Annotated in this window: 12 protein-coding genes and 8 pseudogenes; 4 read left to right on the top strand and 16 right to left on the bottom strand. The window is 60.4% G+C overall.

All coding sequences use genetic code 11. The features are described 5' to 3' along the window. The 12 genes and pseudogenes from CWO91_RS45660 to CWO91_RS37110 all read right to left on the bottom strand — a co-directional run. Nucleotides 1-392 (bottom strand): annotated as a pseudogene (locus CWO91_RS45660) (CoA transferase); the annotation flags it as partial. A gap of 95 nt (nt 393-487) precedes the next feature. Then, nucleotides 488-661 (bottom strand): hypothetical protein, encoded by a 174-nt coding sequence (locus CWO91_RS43455; RefSeq protein ID WP_165405978.1) that lies wholly within the window; start codon nt 659-661, stop codon nt 488-490. A gap of 1,213 nt (nt 662-1,874) precedes the next feature. After that, nucleotides 1,875-3,359, bottom strand: a complete 1,485-nt coding sequence (locus CWO91_RS37140) for a 3-hydroxyacyl-CoA dehydrogenase NAD-binding domain-containing protein (protein WP_130220387.1) — start codon at nt 3,357-3,359, stop codon at nt 1,875-1,877. Nucleotides 3,360-3,661: 302 nt separating this feature from the next. Continuing rightward, the gene (locus CWO91_RS45655; RefSeq protein ID WP_433995600.1) at nt 3,662-3,778 is read right to left on the bottom strand and encodes a hypothetical protein; all 117 of its coding nucleotides are present in this window, start codon (nt 3,776-3,778) and stop codon (nt 3,662-3,664) included. A 170-nt stretch (nt 3,779-3,948) separates the two neighbouring features. Further along, a pseudogene (locus CWO91_RS44750) lies at nt 3,949-4,215 on the bottom strand (3-hydroxyacyl-CoA dehydrogenase family protein); the annotation flags it as partial. 95 nt (nt 4,216-4,310) lie between these two features. Next, a pseudogene (locus CWO91_RS44745) lies at nt 4,311-4,574 on the bottom strand (3-hydroxyacyl-CoA dehydrogenase NAD-binding domain-containing protein); the annotation flags it as partial. A 61-nt stretch (nt 4,575-4,635) separates the two neighbouring features. Further along, nucleotides 4,636-4,755 (bottom strand): annotated as a pseudogene (locus tag CWO91_RS45650) (3-hydroxyacyl-CoA dehydrogenase NAD-binding domain-containing protein); the annotation flags it as partial. Between the two features lie 153 nt (nt 4,756-4,908). Beyond that, nucleotides 4,909-5,793: a 3-keto-5-aminohexanoate cleavage protein gene (locus CWO91_RS37130; RefSeq protein ID WP_130220386.1), complete on the bottom strand. Its 885-nt coding sequence runs from the start codon at nt 5,791-5,793 to the stop codon at nt 4,909-4,911. A gap of 515 nt (nt 5,794-6,308) precedes the next feature. Further along, a pseudogene (locus CWO91_RS37125) lies at nt 6,309-6,410 on the bottom strand (helix-turn-helix domain-containing protein); the annotation flags it as partial. 223 nt (nt 6,411-6,633) lie between these two features. After that, nucleotides 6,634-7,420, bottom strand: a pseudogene (locus tag CWO91_RS37120) (class II aldolase/adducin family protein). A gap of 133 nt (nt 7,421-7,553) precedes the next feature. Next, complete coding sequence (locus CWO91_RS37115; protein ID WP_130220385.1) at nt 7,554-7,763, bottom strand: hypothetical protein; 210 nt, start codon at nt 7,761-7,763, stop codon at nt 7,554-7,556. After that, the gene (locus CWO91_RS37110) at nt 7,760-8,503 is read right to left on the bottom strand and encodes a phytanoyl-CoA dioxygenase family protein (protein WP_165405977.1); all 744 of its coding nucleotides are present in this window, start codon (nt 8,501-8,503) and stop codon (nt 7,760-7,762) included. Before CWO91_RS37110 ends, CWO91_RS37115 begins: the two co-directional genes overlap by 4 nt. 319 nt (nt 8,504-8,822) lie before the next feature. On the opposite strand from CWO91_RS37110, the gene CWO91_RS37105 reads away from it, so the two are divergent. Continuing rightward, nucleotides 8,823-9,632, top strand: a complete 810-nt coding sequence (locus CWO91_RS37105) for a LysR family transcriptional regulator (RefSeq protein ID WP_165405976.1) — start codon at nt 8,823-8,825, stop codon at nt 9,630-9,632. A gap of 481 nt (nt 9,633-10,113) precedes the next feature. Here the strand turns inward: CWO91_RS37105 and CWO91_RS45320 are convergent, their stop codons facing one another. Genes CWO91_RS45320 through CWO91_RS37095 form a run of 3 tightly spaced genes read right to left on the bottom strand, consistent with a single transcriptional unit; the run spans nt 10,114 to nt 11,341 of the window. Then, complete coding sequence (locus CWO91_RS45320) at nt 10,114-10,362, bottom strand: hypothetical protein (RefSeq protein ID WP_349643609.1); 249 nt, start codon at nt 10,360-10,362, stop codon at nt 10,114-10,116. A gap of 9 nt (nt 10,363-10,371) precedes the next feature. Further along, nucleotides 10,372-10,983 (bottom strand): acyl-CoA thioesterase, encoded by a 612-nt coding sequence (locus CWO91_RS37100; protein WP_349643608.1) that lies wholly within the window; start codon nt 10,981-10,983, stop codon nt 10,372-10,374. 58 nt (nt 10,984-11,041) lie between these two features. Beyond that, nucleotides 11,042-11,341 carry a hypothetical protein gene (locus CWO91_RS37095; RefSeq protein ID WP_130220382.1) on the bottom strand — a complete coding sequence of 100 codons (300 nt, stop codon included), beginning with the start codon at nt 11,339-11,341 and terminating at the stop codon, nt 11,042-11,044. A 1,172-nt stretch (nt 11,342-12,513) separates the two neighbouring features. On the opposite strand from CWO91_RS37095, the gene CWO91_RS45135 reads away from it, so the two are divergent. The 3 genes and pseudogenes from CWO91_RS45135 to tnpC all read left to right on the top strand — a co-directional run. Beyond that, complete coding sequence (locus CWO91_RS45135; RefSeq protein WP_283811061.1) at nt 12,514-12,855, top strand: transposase; 342 nt, start codon at nt 12,514-12,516, stop codon at nt 12,853-12,855. Further along, nucleotides 12,852-13,043: an IS66 family insertion sequence element accessory protein TnpB gene (gene tnpB / locus CWO91_RS37085; protein ID WP_130220381.1), complete on the top strand. Its 192-nt coding sequence runs from the start codon at nt 12,852-12,854 to the stop codon at nt 13,041-13,043. Before CWO91_RS45135 ends, tnpB begins: the two co-directional genes overlap by 4 nt. 226 nt (nt 13,044-13,269) lie before the next feature. Next, nucleotides 13,270-14,805: pseudogene (gene tnpC / locus CWO91_RS37080) on the top strand (IS66 family transposase); the annotation flags it as partial. Between the two features lie 193 nt (nt 14,806-14,998). Here the strand turns inward: tnpC and CWO91_RS43855 are convergent. Then, nucleotides 14,999-15,192: pseudogene (locus tag CWO91_RS43855) on the bottom strand (hypothetical protein); the annotation flags it as partial.

Raw genomic sequence — 15,192 nt, 5'->3', positions numbered from 1 at the left:
CTCGGTCTAGGGCGCGCCACTCGCGATGGAGTTGATCGTCCGAAGCAAAACCCGGAATGGACACGGTGATCAGGTCCGGCCGGACGAGGCGCAGGGCGGCAAAATCAATTCCGAGGCTCTTGAGGACCCTCGGCCGAAAATTCTCGAAGATGCTATCCACTTCCCTAACGAGAGCGTGCGAAGGACCCTCCTCAGTCTTCAAGTCGATCTGGATGATCATCTTGTTTCGATTAAGGGTCGCATTGGCGGGGCTGTCACACAGCGGACCGGACGGTGGGGCGATGTGCACAACCTCGCGCCAAGATCGGCGAGATCATCGCCATCGCCGATCCGGCGATATACTGGCCGAAATCGACGACCTTAACGCCGAAGAGTGGGAGGCTCGACGTCACATCGCTATCTCCTTTTGTCACATGCTGCGGTCGAGCTTCGATCGTCTAGCGTGACTTCGAGAATCGAGCGGAGCATCAGATGGCGGCGGCCGCGTTTACGGTTGCGCATCCCTGAGATTGAGCCACACCGCGGCAGCCTCGGATTTGTGGCTGACGCCCGCGCTTTCAGCGCCACCGGGAAAGCCGAGCGACTTGGAGGATGCCACAGCTTCGAGCGCGGCAAGCCACCGCAGGTGTTGATCGGCATCTTCGAACAGCGTGTCGATCATGATCACACGTAAACAGTGACCGATGCTTCACTCCATCGTCATTCCAGTGCCGCCATGTAGCTGAATCGATTGATGACGGATGGCCTTAGCCGCGGGCAGATATGGATCTTTGCGGCCAAAATCGCGCGCTCGCGTCTAGTATCGTCGTTTTTGCCCGCCAGTACCAAGGTGTACATTGCAATCGAGCGCGACAGCTCCAATTCGACAGGCACGCCCAGTGCTGAAGTACTTGAAAGGAAACAAGCTTCTTACCGGAACAGGGGCAGCGACACCTCGTCAAACCACCGGCGAGCTGATACGGAAAGCGCCTGCCGGATCCCCGATGTGGTCGACCGCCGTAGCTCGCACGTTCTCGAGCGTGATCTCGCCTGCATGGAGCCTGTCTAGTCGTGTACGCAAATGGATGCTTAAGAAGCCCGAGCTCGACATAGCGCGCCCACATCGCTTCGCTGAAGCCCGTATTTTCGTGCCGACATTTCCGGCGCTGATCTGTTCGCACACAAGCCCGGCGTTCTCCTGCTGCGGCTTGATCAACTAATGCAGCGCGAGAGGAGCGGGGATTCGGCATGGATGCATTCCAACAGTCAACAGGGGTACGGGCTGGTGATGAAGTTTGCAGCGCGACATGCGTGGGGAATGGCACTGGGGCGATCAACTAAGCGGGTAACTGGCTGCGCAGACTTGCTCGCGATCGTGAGTGCGATGGCGATGCTATTGCATCAGCGTCCAGCCAGGATCGCCGGACATTTTTTAACTTTCTCGACGTAGCTTCTTACTCGGCGGAGACCTTTCCGCACATGAATCAGCTCGACGATCGGTTCGACTGGGTGTCGTCAGGAGTTTGCGCGCCCTCCGCGTGCTGATCGACTGGTAGGCGTTGCAAGTACTGGCCGCTCCGCCCGAGGGCCGCCGATCCATCCGGCATCATCCATCTCACTGGCAAGCCCAGGGCTGCTGCTGGCCGGCCGCGATGATCTTCTGCGGCTGAAGCCGCACGACCTCATCCCCTTCAGACCTGCCGCATGCATTCCGCGGAGCTGATGATTGGCATCAGTAAAGGCGCCTTAGATCCCACGCGCTCTCGCACGATGTTCAACCGTCACGCAAAGTCGAGCGGCCTCTTTAGATTGAACGAACCGGACACGCCCGGCACCCGTTCCTGGCACGCCCCAAAACATGGAACCTGACGATATCCCGCCGGTGAGTTCGGACATCAACGAAGCCTGATGCTTGCGCCGGCGCGCTCCGGACGGGGAAGCTGAGCGTGCAGTCGCGCCAGCTCCAGCAGACGCTCGCGCATGCGGCCCTTTACAGGTCCGCTGCGTCTGGTGTGCGCGTCGACATGAATGAGGATCTGCTCGCCCGTGGCCACCGGCCGCTCATCACCCTCCCGCGTGATTACGTAAAAGAGATGAAGGCGCTTGTCGTCCGCCCCGAGGACCTGCGTGAGCACCTGAATGCGGTCGCCCGCGTACAGTTCTCGCAGATGGGTGAGATGCGTCTCGGCGGTGAAGTAGCTACCACATTTTGAGCGGTACTCCGCGTCGCTGCCGACGTAACGGAGCAGATTGCTGCCGGCGTAACCGCAGATCTCAAGGTAGCGCATCTCGGTAATATGGCCGTTGCTGTCGAGCCAGTCAGATGGCAGCTGTAGTGTCGCCATCTGCAGGGGGCCGGAGCCATTTGCTAGTTGGGGCAGAGGCGCGCGGTCGCGCAATCCCTTTTCCCAGCGCGCGAGCGTCTCGCCCGGGCCGCAGCCCTGAGAGCGCAAGCCTTGCAGCACGGCCACGAGGCAGTCGTCGCGTTTCTCTTCGATGGGGATCTCCACGGGGTTGGCTTCGACCAGTGCGTCTGCCTGCTCGGCGACTTTGTCAAGGAAAGCGCGGTCCATATCGGGCTTGTCGGAGAGTCTCGACCATGGCCATCTGAACGTCCATTGCTCAATCGATTGGCGCATGCCGTTGCCGCCATCCGCCATGCGGTAGGCGCCAATGGCCGCCCGTCGCAGCCCCCAAGAGTAGTGGACGGCTTCGTCGATTTCCTGCAGCGTGGCCAGATCGTCGTGCACCAGCCACAGCGACTCGCGCGAGACCGCCTCCGCCAGCCGATTCGCGATGAACCCGTCCACCTCTTTGCGCACCACAAGCGGGTGCATCCCCATTGCCCGGAAGATCGCAGCCGCCCGCTCCAGCATCTCGGGCGCCGTGCGCTGCCCGCCGCACAGTTCAACGAGTGGCAGCAAGTACACCGGTTGGAACGAGTGTGCGACGAGCAGGCACCCGGGATGATCCATTTCCGCCTGCAGCAATGACGGCCGAAATCCCGAGGTCGAGGAACAGATCAGAGCCCCAGGTCCAGCCGCGCGGCTGGCGGCTGCGAGCAGTTTCTGCTTGAGCTCCAGGCGCTCCGGCGCGGACTCCTGCACTAGATCCACACCACATACCGCTTCCGAGACCGAGTCGACCGCGGTGAGCGCTCCTTCAGCCGGCAACGGTGCAAGCGTCAGCCGTCGATACGCCCGCCGAGCCTTCGCCACCATCTTCTGCACATATTCAACTGCATTGGGCGCAGGATCGTAGAGCCGCACGTCCACCCCGTTGAGAATGAAGCGTGCGGCCCAGCCGCCGCCGATGACCCCGCCTCCAAGGAGTCCGACTACGCGCGGCAATGTTTCGGCGAAACGCGACTTCTCGGGCATGTTGCTCGACCCTCAGACGTAGACCTTGAGCTTCAGTTTTCTCGCGCATGTGATCCGGGTCACCTTAAAAGCTGAGTGGCCCAAGCCGGGCCAAACCGGCGATATTATGGTCGCGATTGAGCGAACTGTTACCGGCTCCCATGCTCGGAATTCGACTAATTTGGCGGGTTGCGGAGCAGAAATTCTGCGCTGCTCCTGTCAAAATGTGGATTCTGAGTTGTCGCGCGCCGGCGCTAAGAACCGAGGCGCCATCGCGCCGCCAGCTGGCCCCGGCGAAATGATCCCAAGATGTTGCCTCGGCCTCACGTCCGCACCCGCATCAGCTCTTGTTGGGCTCCCGACGCAACGAGGTGGTCATCCTGCGTGAAGAACCTTACGCGTGCGGGTCCGCGAGCGCCGCTCGCCAGCGGGCTGTCCATCACAAACGGATGCCAACCGTGCATCCGAAAGGGCGGTGGAACCAGATCGCGTGGTCTAAGCTACATGACTGCAAGGCCGTGCGTGATCCAGGTCGGGCGTCCAGCGCGCACCCGATGCCACACGGTTCGCAACGGCGGCTTTGCTTCGGGGTTCAGAATATTGATAGAATCTACCGATCACATGTTCGAACCACGACTGCCCGCGAGCGTGTACTCTGGCACGGCTTCCAGCCTCGAAGACTCCTTGCTCCCGGGCCCCACTTCTCGGCGCGCATACTGGTCTCCCCACTACCGACGAAATAAGTGAGGATGGGTCCCGGGACCGGCCGGCGCAGCCCGAACGAAAAGCGCACCGCGTCATCGATCTCCTGCACAGTGGCCAAACCGTCGTGCACCAGCCACAGCGCCTCCCGCCATGCCGCCGTCTGCAGGCGGTTTGCGATGAATCCGTGGATCTCCTTACGCACAACGAGGGGGTACATCCCGACCGCGCAAAAGTCGCCTCCGCGCGGGGCAGCATCTCGGGCGAGGTGCGTTCGCCAGCGCACAATTCCACCAGGGGCACCAGATAAACTGGCTGGAACGGGTGCGCGACGAGCAGGCGTTCCGGGCGCGGCATCTGCGCCTGCAGCAGCGACGGCCGCAGCATTGAGGTCGACGAGCAGATCAGGGTCTCTGGTGGCGCGGCGCGGCAGGCTTGCGCGAGCAGTTGCTGCTTGAGGTCGAGGCGCTCTGGCGCGTTCTCCTGCACGAATTCCACGTCGCGCACCGCTTGCTCGACCGAGTCCGCAACCATCAGCGCCCCCTTCGTCGGGCAGCGGAGCTTGCGTCAGCTTACGAAATGCCCGCCGCGCCTTCTCGAGCACCTCTTGCACACGCTCGACAGCCCTGGGCGCAGGGTCATACAGCCGTACGTTGACGCCATTGAGCAGAAAGCGTGCGGCCCAACCGCCGCCGATGACCCCACCTCCGAGCAGCCCGATGTTTGCGGGAGCCTCTCAGACGTGGCCCCACTTGGAGCGGGGCGGGCTGCGGGGACGTTGAATTTTCAAGCATGGACTTTGACCTTCCGGAATTGATCTCTCAGGCCGAAACTGTTGTTGAGCAACAAATCGAGAATCGATGCGGCGTCATCCGCGTTTCTTGACGCCGATGACTTCGCGAGCCTCCGCCGGCGTCGCAATGCTGGCGCCCATGCGTTCGATGATTCCCACCGCATTCTCGACGAGCTGGGTGTTGGATGCCAGCACGCCACGCCGAAGATAAATATTGTCCTCCAAACCAACTCGGACGTGCCCGCCCATTGCCACTAGCTGTGCAACCGCAGGCATTTCGTCGGCACTGCAGCCGAATCCCCCCCAGATTGCCCCTGAGGGCAAAATGTCCTTCATCGCCTGCATGACAATCGGCACAGCGGGAGCGCCATATCCTGTGCTGAGGCAGAATTGAAACAACGGGGGACCGTCAATCTTGCCCTCTGCTATCAGGCTCTTGGCATTTTCAATGTGGCCGAGGTCGAAGCATTCGAGTTCAGGCTTGACGCCGGCCTCTCGCATAAGCGTGGCCATCTCTCGCAGATCGGACATGCGCGCGACATAGATGCTCTCTCCGAATGTCAGCGTGCCGCAATCCAGGGTAGCAAGCTCTGGCTGAAGTTTGATTGCGTGAATACAACGCGCCGTGGAATTCTTGAGCGTGGTCGCCTTGCCGACATTTATCGGGTCAACAGAGTCAAGGTAGAGGCTTCCCTCCATGCCGCAAGTCAAGTTGATGATGACATCGGTGGCCGCGTCCCGAAGTTTCTTGACGACCTGTTCGTAGAGCTCAAGCCGGTTCGATGGGGCGCCGGTTTCTGGCTCCCGGACGTGAATGTGCACGATCGCAGCCCCTGCTTTCGCAGCATCGAGTGCTGCCTCTGCAATCTGTGACGGCGTCTTGGGAATGTTTGGATGCTTTGCAAGGACCGCAGCACTCCCGCCCGTGATTGCGCACGTGACGATGACCTTTCGAGACATCAAGAACTCCTCCGTAAATAGAGTGGGCCCGCTGACTGCCGTTTTTATGTGAGATCAGGCATGTATTTTTCGCGTAGCCGCGCATTCACGCGCTAATAAATTGATACTTGAGGTGAGACCGAGTTAGCTCGATATAAAGTCAGCACCGGGTCGATATTCATCTTGTTGGCACTTCATTGTTGGGAATTCTGCGTTACAGGTGTGAAGTCGACGGAATTCCTGCGTCAGCCCCCCCCGAACCAGACAAGATAATGGGCAGTAGTCAAGTAACTCCCGCGTGGCTGATGAGCGAGCTAGAGGCATGGAATCGTGCCGTCGAAGATCGGCGGTTCGCGTCGTGTCACCCGCCCGCCCAGGGCGAGGCTTGAGGTTTCTGCACGGTAAGACGCAAGTTGTTCAGACAGCGGCCGCGACCTCGAAGCGGACAGGTCGTCGCACTCAATACCGCCTTGCCCCCAGTGACCTCTCCGGATACCTCCTCGGCGCTGACGGCGCAGAGCGTCGATCGTTCAGGTTGTTGGACTGCGCAGACGGCGTGGTCGCGAGGAGCGATCCCTTAGTCCCTCCCGGCCGTTCCGGCCATAGCGTTCAGTCCACCTCCGTGCGGTCCGCGAGCAGAAGAACAGTGTGGACCGAGCACTCTCACGGTATCCGGATCGATGGGGCGCTAAGCTTCGACAACTTCAGCTTTTCCCGACCGGGACCGGATGGACAAGTTATTGGACGCCCTGAACTGGCTCGACCGCGAACTTTCTTCAGGTCGATCCCGCGCGCCCTCGCCCGGCGAGGCGCCTCAGACGCTAGCTTCTCCCCAGTATGAATGTTAGCACCGCAGCCGCCTCAGCTCCGGTAATCTGGCGCTTCCTTGCGTTCGAGCATGCGCTTCAAGGCGTCGAAGTGGAGCTCACAAGCTGGACGGCTCGGTTTGCACTCGCCGTAGAGATAGTTGTTCCCACGTTGCGCTGTCGTATGCTGCACCACCGCTGGATCGACATGGTGAAGCTCCTGTCCGGTCCACATGGCGTAAAGCTGCACTTGGCAAGCGCGCTCGAGGTAATAGAGACGATCATAGGCCTCAGCGACCGTTTCCCCGATGACGAGGACGCCGTGATTGGCCATAAACAGCACAGACTTGTCGGCGACGATGCCTGCAAGGCGCTCGCCGTCCTCCTGGTCGTGGGCGAGACCCGTGTAGTGCTCATCATAGGCAATGCGGTCGATGAGCGTGATTTCCGTCTGGCCGAGCGGCAAAATGCGCGGATCCCTCAGTCGCGTGAGCGCGCTGGCGTAGGGCATGTGAGTATGGAAGACAGCGGCAGCTTTAAGATTGAGGCGGTGGATCGACGCGTGGATGCTAAACGCACTTGATGTCGCCCTGGCCACTCAGAATCTCACCCTCATAGCTCACTTCCATGAGCGAGCTGGCGGCGACCTCCGACCAATGCATACCAAAGGGGATCGAGAGGAAACGGTCGGTCTTGCCCGGCACCGGCAAGGTCATGTGATTGAAGATGCCCTCGCTGAAGTCGTGGATTACGGCGAGACGATGGGCGGCCGCGAGATCGACTATTGCCTTCCATTCGGCAGAGTCATGAGCGGCTTTCTCGGTGCGGCGGGTCAGATTCATTTGGGCTCTCCATTTATTTGACCGATGACAGGCGATTGCGCGGCTTGCGGCCGCGCACTCTTTGAATCAACCAAGCACATCGTGCAACGACGGTGATACGAAAGATCGGAAGGCATCATGGTGGTCGATACCTTCAGTCGTTAATGCGCATCTCCGGAATCCATGGCTTCCGCGCGCGCAAGCGCTTACGTGACGAGAGGCCATCACAACTTCCATCGCCAAACCACGTCGTGTAGCCGAGCAGATCAAGCAATCTATCCGACGCCTCGTCGAGAACGGCGGGATCAATTCCGAGACCGTAGTTCTGCAGCGGGCGAAACTGCGGGCCGCAATAGAAGGTCAACAACCCGATCCGCGGTTCATCAGTAATATTTTGACCCGTGCCATGCCAAAGCTGCCATCGAAGAACAGGCAGCTGCCGGCCTTCCCGGTTGCAGCGATCATCGGCACCTTGTGAGGCACAGAGCTATCTGGACTGTCCGGTCGGCGGTGAGAATCAGGCACGAGGCGCGTGCCTCCATTTTCCTCCGTGAAGTCCGTCAACATCCAGATGATGTTGACACAAGCGGGCGGCACATTTGTACCGGACGGCGCGCTGTCCGGCTGTTCCGAGTAACGCTTGCGATCACCAACTTTGACCCAGGCATCGCCCTCCTGGTACGGCATCGGGCACCGCCACGCGTCGCGATGCAGGCCTTCGAGTGCTCCGCCCTTCATGGCAATGTTCGCGTCACACGAGTTCAGCAGGAAAGTCTGACCCAGGGCGAATTCAACGAACTCTAGTGTCGCAGGGTGGGTCACCAACTCGCGGAAAACCTTGCCCTTTTTGATGAGCATGCCAACGCGCTGATTGACACCCTTTTTGCTCGCCCCTTTGGCCGCTACAACCTCCTCCTGGTGGGATGGCTGCTGATCCTGTAAACGTGCCCACCCCAATGCTCTCTCGGCCGCCGCCTGCTCCATGAGCCGATTCCGAACTGCGGTAGCCTCGCTTGCCGACAATACGTCGGGGATGATGCAGTAACCGTCTCGCGTGAAGTCGGCCTTCACCTTCTCCGGATCGATCGCCGTTTTCGCGACCACATTAGGTTTTGCGTTAGCATTGATTTTCTCTCCTTTGACACTGACATATCTTTTCGCGGCACCATCCTCGCACCATCGGAAGCACTAAGGCAGGCAAGCTGCGCACGGACGGCGTTGGAGCTAAGCTCGTTGATCTCCGAGGATGGATCGAGATTGACGACATCTCGAAGTTGCCTGTAGCGGTCTCGATCTGTCTCAGCGCTCATCAGCTCACATTGTCCATCGCCACATCACCCAGCCATAAAGCTGGTAACAGGTGGAGCGGCGGCGGAGTATTTTGTTCTGTATGTCGAAATGTAAAAATGATAGACGTATCGCCATGAAACTGCCGCCCCTGCAGGCCCTCCGCTCCTTCGAAGCCGTCGCCCGGATGAACAGCGTGACGCGTGCGGCGGAAGAGCTCCGCGTGTCGCATTCCGCGGTCAGTTACCAGATCCGCAAGCTCGAGGAATGGATGGGGCTGCCGCTGGTCGAGCGTAGTGGCCGCGGTATCCGCCTGACCGAGGCAGGAGAGCGCTACAGGGTGAAGGTCTGCGGGGCCTTCCACATGATCCATGGTGAGACGGAACTACTGCGCAAACGCCAGGCGTCGTCTCTGGTGCATGTGTCGTGCCTACCGTTATTTACTGTCTCCTGGCTTATGCCGCAGATACATGATTTCTGGGGAAAGAATCCGGACGTGCAGATCGCGGTTCAATACTCCCGAGAGTTAACCCCGATAGACCCGACAATTGTCGACGTAGCGGTTCAGCACGGAAACCCCGGCGAGTTTCCCGATTTCGTCGCGTTGCCACTTCTGGAGGGCACCACCATTCCCGTTGCCTCGCCCAACTATCTGCAGCGCAACGGCTACAATGATATAAATGATCTGTCCCGGCTGACACCGCTGCACTATCTCAACCGTAGTCTCTGGCGGACGTGGCTGCAGAAGGCAGCGCTCGATTACGATTTGGATATGAATCTCGCAGATGCGGGACCAGTTCACACCGACGCAAACCTTACTTTGGCTGCTTGTTTGACGGGGGAAGGCGTCGCGCTCATGCCTCGCAGCGTGATGCGCTTGCATTTACGGCAAAGGCACTCATCTCGCTCTCCGATATCGCCATCCGCGAAGACAGATTTTACCTAATACTCAAGCCGACTACGCGGCCGGTCCCGCGCAGTGCACTGGTTTTTGCCCAGTCGATGCAGTCCCTTCCGGGAACGATCAAGCTTGGCGTCCCCCAACGCTAAACAGGTCCTAAACGTTGGCCGCAATAGGACGTTACTGGGATCGGCCACCTGATTGATGGACTATTGTAGCCAAATCGACGGTGGCGGCCGACTTGATCTCCCGACCGGCAGAGAAAGCTTTGTCGCCTGCCATCTTCACGATGGCAAGATCCCGGCGTCGTGGAACGCCTTGAATGTGGGCCAAATCCGCACCGATGTTTCCGGTCGATATCATTGGCCTTCTGGCGTAAACCTCCACAGATCGCTCCTTCGCGGCATAACGTCAGAATTTGTTGTTTGCTCCTCAGTGTTAGTCGCGCTGCATCTTCTTCGGCGATGGCGACGACGTTTCGCTGACGTGAATTATCGTTCGGTCCGGCTCGATCTACTGCCTCGCCTCAGCTCCGCATGCGCATCAGTCCTTCCTGGACTGCCGACGCGACGAGGCGTCCGTCCTGCGTGAAGAAACGGCCGCGCGTGAGGCCGCGGGCGCCGCTTGCCGATGGGCTGTCCATGATAAACAGGAGCCACTCGTCCATCCGGAACGGGCGGCGGAACCAGACAGCATGGTCCAGGCTGGTGGAATGCATGCCCGGCGTAGCCCAGGTCATGGCGTGTGGCTGCATGGCCGTCGAAAACAGGTTCAAATCCGACACCTAGGCGAGCAGGGCCCGGTGCAGTGGAGGCCGATCCGGGAGCGTGCCCACGGCGCGATACCAAATGCTCCGCAGCCGCGGCTTTGCTTCGGGGCTCGGGATGTCGACGGGATCTATGGGACGGATCTCGATCGCACGTTCGAACGACAATTGCACGCGAGCCGCGTCTGGCATCCTGTCCATGTACGTGCGAGCAATCTGGGCCTGCGATAGGAGACCCTCGGGTCCGGGCGTCTGCGGCATACAGTCTTGATGCTCGAGCCCGACCTCTTCTCGCTGGAACGAGGCCGTCAATGTGAAGACGGTGCGGCCGTGCTGGATCGCATCCACGCGGCGCGTGGCGAAGCTCTTTCCATCGCGAATCCGCTCTACCTGGTAGGTGACTGGCTCGCGCTCGTCGCCCGATTGCACGAAATACCCGTGCACCGAGTGCGCGGCCTGCTCCTCGCGGACCGTCTGCTCGGCAGAAGCCAGCGCTTGAGCCACAAACTGTCCACCGAACACGGAACCCCACTTCAGGTCCAGGCTGCGGCCGCGGAACCGGTCTCCCTCGATGCGTTCGGGGTTGAGGATATCAAGCACCTCCTTCAACGCAGCTGAATCAGCAGTCATGTAATTGGGACCCCCTATCGAAATGATTTCGACAGCTCAAGCTAAGTGCTCAGATCGGCTAGGTGCCGCTCCACCCGTCGGCCGTTCGCGGCAGCTTCACAGCAGTATTCGACTTGTCCGGCATGAGCTTGGATGTCTTAAGCACGGACTTTGAGCTTGAGCTTGTCGCGCCTGGACCTATCACCCGCACGCCGACGCGCCCGAGAATCTCGACCGCTTCCTGCAGGAGCTCGGCTTTCCCCCGGGAGAGGTACAAGTTGTCCTCCAACCTCACAGAGACATTCGCGCCGATCATCGGCGCCAATGCCGTATATGGGGCTGCATCGATCCAACCGAGAAGGTCGAGAAGACGGCGCATGGCGGCAGCTGGTCTAACCGCGCGATTAGCGTCAGCAAATCCTGCTCAGATTCTTTGAACCGAGCTCCTGCAAGCATGCGGCCATCACGCGCAGCGTTCCGATCGTTTTGACCGTGACGCCCTCAATGTCGGCCCGCGATCCCGCGATCATAGCTCGGGGCGCAGCTCTTCGATATCCACGAGCCGCTCGAACGCGCCGAGCAAGCCTGTCTTTACCGCAAGCGGTAGCGGAGAGGCTGCGCTACCCAGCAGGATTAGCAGCCCTCGCCCGTGGCAAGGTTGATCACCGGACCGCATCCGACGACTGAATATGCCGCAGCATCTAAAGCATGCCCGGGCGGCTCTTGAGATCACGCAAACTGCACCGCCGCCGCCCTCGCGCCGCCTCGATGGCCGAATCAACGATCTGCTCCGGCGTTACCGGCACATTCCTATGCTTCGGTGCCCCCTCCTCCTATGACCGCACAGGTGATGAACAATTCGGAAATCATCCTCACCTTTCTCTTGAAACCTTGACGTTTCAAGCCAAGCCGACGAAAAATGCTGTCGCGAATAAACAAGAAATATCGGCCCCAGGGCTCTAATTTGACTAATTTAGCCCGTCACGGGGCAGAAATTGTGCGCAGGATTTTCAAAACGTGAGCCTAATGATCGCGGTCGAGTAGCTCGGCCATTTTGGCATTGCCTCACAGATCCGGGCGGGCGGCTTTCACAGACCCGGCTCTTCGCGAGGTAACCCGCATTATATCCGTCCCCGATGTGCGGATGATGCGTGGAGCTGCCGGCGGAAGCGTGCCATCAGGGTCTCGAACTCCGGCCAGCCCATGCCCCGGCCTTTCTGGCTGCGCCGTCTCCGACAACCCAGCCGACTCCGGTGCACTCGCTCGGAACAATAGCCATAGTGCCGGCGCAGAAGGGCGACTAACCACTCGTGCTGCCTGGCCAGTGGCGCGTGCATCAGCCGTCAGCCATACTGGCGCAACTGCATTCGGCGACATGAGCCAGCGTGAGAACTGGGTGCCTCCGCGAACTTTCGAGGCTAATTCCCGCACCGTAAGCGGCAAAGAGACCCCATCTGGCGGAGTGGCGGAGAGATCGGCTATCGGCTGCTCAGTTGTGAGCCGATGTGAGCGTCTATGTCTACGCCTAGTTCTGAAACTAGAACCTTCCATATGATCGAAGCGGTCGCCGAGCGTCTTGAGGGAGCGCCGCGGCAGCTTCGGCGACGCTGGTCGGACGAGTTCAAGGCGCAAGTTGCGGCAGAGGCGCTTGAGCCCGGCGCGAGCGTATCGGCGATCGCCCGCCGGATCGGCATTCACCCGTCGCAGCTGTTCGCCTGGCGCCGTGATGCGCGGGCCGAACGAACTTACCGCTCGCAGCCTTCGAGTTGCGAAGCCGCGATGACTTGCATGTCAGTGATCGAGATTGCCATTGGCGAGGTGGTCGTGCGCGCCGGCGTGGATGTCGACGAGGCGCATTTGCAGCGGGTGATCCGGGCGGTCCGTTCGGCATGATCCCCTCTGGTGTGAAGGTGTTCCTGGCCGGCCATCCGGTCGACTTCCGCAAGGGTATCGATGACCTTGTTGCGCTGGTGCGCGATGCGGGCTCAGATCCGTTCGATGGGAGGCTGTATGTGTTCCGGGCCAAAAGAGCCGACAGAATCAAGATCGTGTGGTGGGATGGCTCCGGCGTATGCCTCTAATTAAACCGTCTTGAAAAGGCGAAGTTCTGCCGGCCGCGGATCGGGCATCATCGGGTGCAGCTGAATCCTACGCAGTTGATGGCCCTGGTGGACGGGATGGACTGGAAGCGGTCCGGACCATGGCGGTCAAGCCGCCGGAGATTGTTGGGTAAAAGCGCTGCGGCGAAGTGAAACAATGGCCTGAAAGGACGAGAGAACCGGAGCAAAATGTGCTCTGGTCGGGTCAATGACGCCGCCCGATCTCGACCTCCCGAATGACGTAGAGATGCTGAAGGCCATGGTGCTTGCCATGGCCGAGAAGGCGGCCCGTGTCGATGCTCTGGCGAGCGAGGCCGACGATCTCAAGGCCCGCAACGCCGATGCCGATGCGCGCATCGAGCGGCTGACGCAGATCCTGAAGGCCTTTGACCGCACCCGGTTCGGCCGACGATCGGAGAAGCTCGGCTCTGCGAGCATCGATGACGAACAGCAGGCCTTTGTCTTCGAGGAGATCGAGACCGGCATCGCTGCGATCAAGGCTCAGGTCACCAAGGGCCGTGAGCAAGCGGGTGGCAAGCGTGCACCGCGTCGGCGTAAGGGCTTTGCGCCCCATCTGGAACGGATCGAAACGGTCATTGAGCCGGAAGAGCTGGCCGTGCATGCCGGTAAGCAGAAGGTGCTGATCGGCGAGGATGTGTCGGAGCGTCTGGATGTGGTGCCGGCGAAGTTCCGCGTTATCGTCACGCGCCGCCCCAAGTATGCCTTCAAGAACGCGGACGACGTGATCCAGGCGCCGGCCCCGGCTCATATCATCGAAGGAGGCATTCCGACCGAAGCCCTTCTGGCCCAGATCGCCGTCGCCAGATATGCCGACGGCCTGCCGCTCTACCGGCAGGAGGCCATCTACGCCCGCGATCATGTCGAACTCGACCGGCAGCTGATGGCGCAATGGATGGGCAAGCTCGGCTTCGAGCTCGAGATGATGGCCGACTACATCTTCAGCGAGGTCAAGAAGGCCGAACGGGTCTTTGCCGACGAAACTACCCTGCCAACGCTGGCTCCGGGCTCCGGATCGGCGAAGACAGCCTATTTGTGGGCCTATGCCAGGGATGACCGAACCTTTGGCCGCAGCGGTCCGCCGATGGTGGCTTATCGCTTCGAAGACAGTCGCGCCGGCGAATGCGCGGTCCGGCATCTCAATGGTTATCGCGGCATCCTGCAGGTGGATGGATACGCCGCCTATAACAAGCTGGCGCGATCCGATCGCGGCAATGATGGCGTCACATTGGCTGGCTGCTGGTCACACAGCCGGCGCAAGTTCTACGAGCTGCATGTTGCAGGGAGCTCGGAAGTGGCAACGGCGACGGTCGAGCGGATGGCGACGCTCTGGCAGGTCGAGAAAACCGTGCGCGGCCAAAGCCCCGACGCCCGCGTTGCCGCGCGTCAGCAAGCCTCCGCGGCAATCGTCGCAGATCTCTTCGATCTCTGGCAGCAGACCTTGCGGCGGATCTCCAGCAAATCAAAACTAGCCGAGGCGATCCGCTATGCCGTCTCGCGCCGCACCATCTTCGAGCGCTTCCTGGCCGACGGCCGCATTGAGCTCGACTCCAACATCGTCGAACGCGCCATCAGGCCACAAACAATTACGAGAAAGAATAGCCTCTTCGCGGGCAGCGACGGCGGCGGACAAACCTGGGCGACCATCGCAACATTGCTGCAGACGGCGAAAATGAACAACGTCGATCCGTTCGCCTGGCTCAGCCTAACGCTGCAGCGTATCGCCAAGAGCTGTTTACGGCTGGTGCGGCCCTTGACCGTCGACCGCCATGAGGGCGGCAACCCCATTGAAGGCATCCGAACGATAGCCCAACACGATGGCCCACAGCACGGCTGGCCAAACAACGAAATCGATGCGCTTATACGCGGCGGATCTGCCGCGCTCAGTTGGCGAGCATGCCACTAGCTCTGGGGTTGTGTCAGTCATCACCGAAAATGCGAGCACGCGCGCGGAACCAGACACGCGCGCAGGACCAATGCAATGACCGCTTCGCCTCGATCACCCCGGCGACGATCACCAGGTGATTGTCGTGATTGTCCAAGCCCAGATTGGAGATCGCACGAAGGTCGTGTCCCCAGTGATGGTGTAGGTCGGTAGAGCAAAGCCGCCCGT

The sequence above is a fragment of the Bradyrhizobium genosp. SA-3 genome, from assembly GCF_004212635.1.
In the GTDB taxonomy this organism is placed as follows: domain Bacteria; phylum Pseudomonadota; class Alphaproteobacteria; order Rhizobiales; family Xanthobacteraceae; genus Bradyrhizobium.
This window is presented reverse-complemented; position numbering and strand designations above follow the sequence as displayed.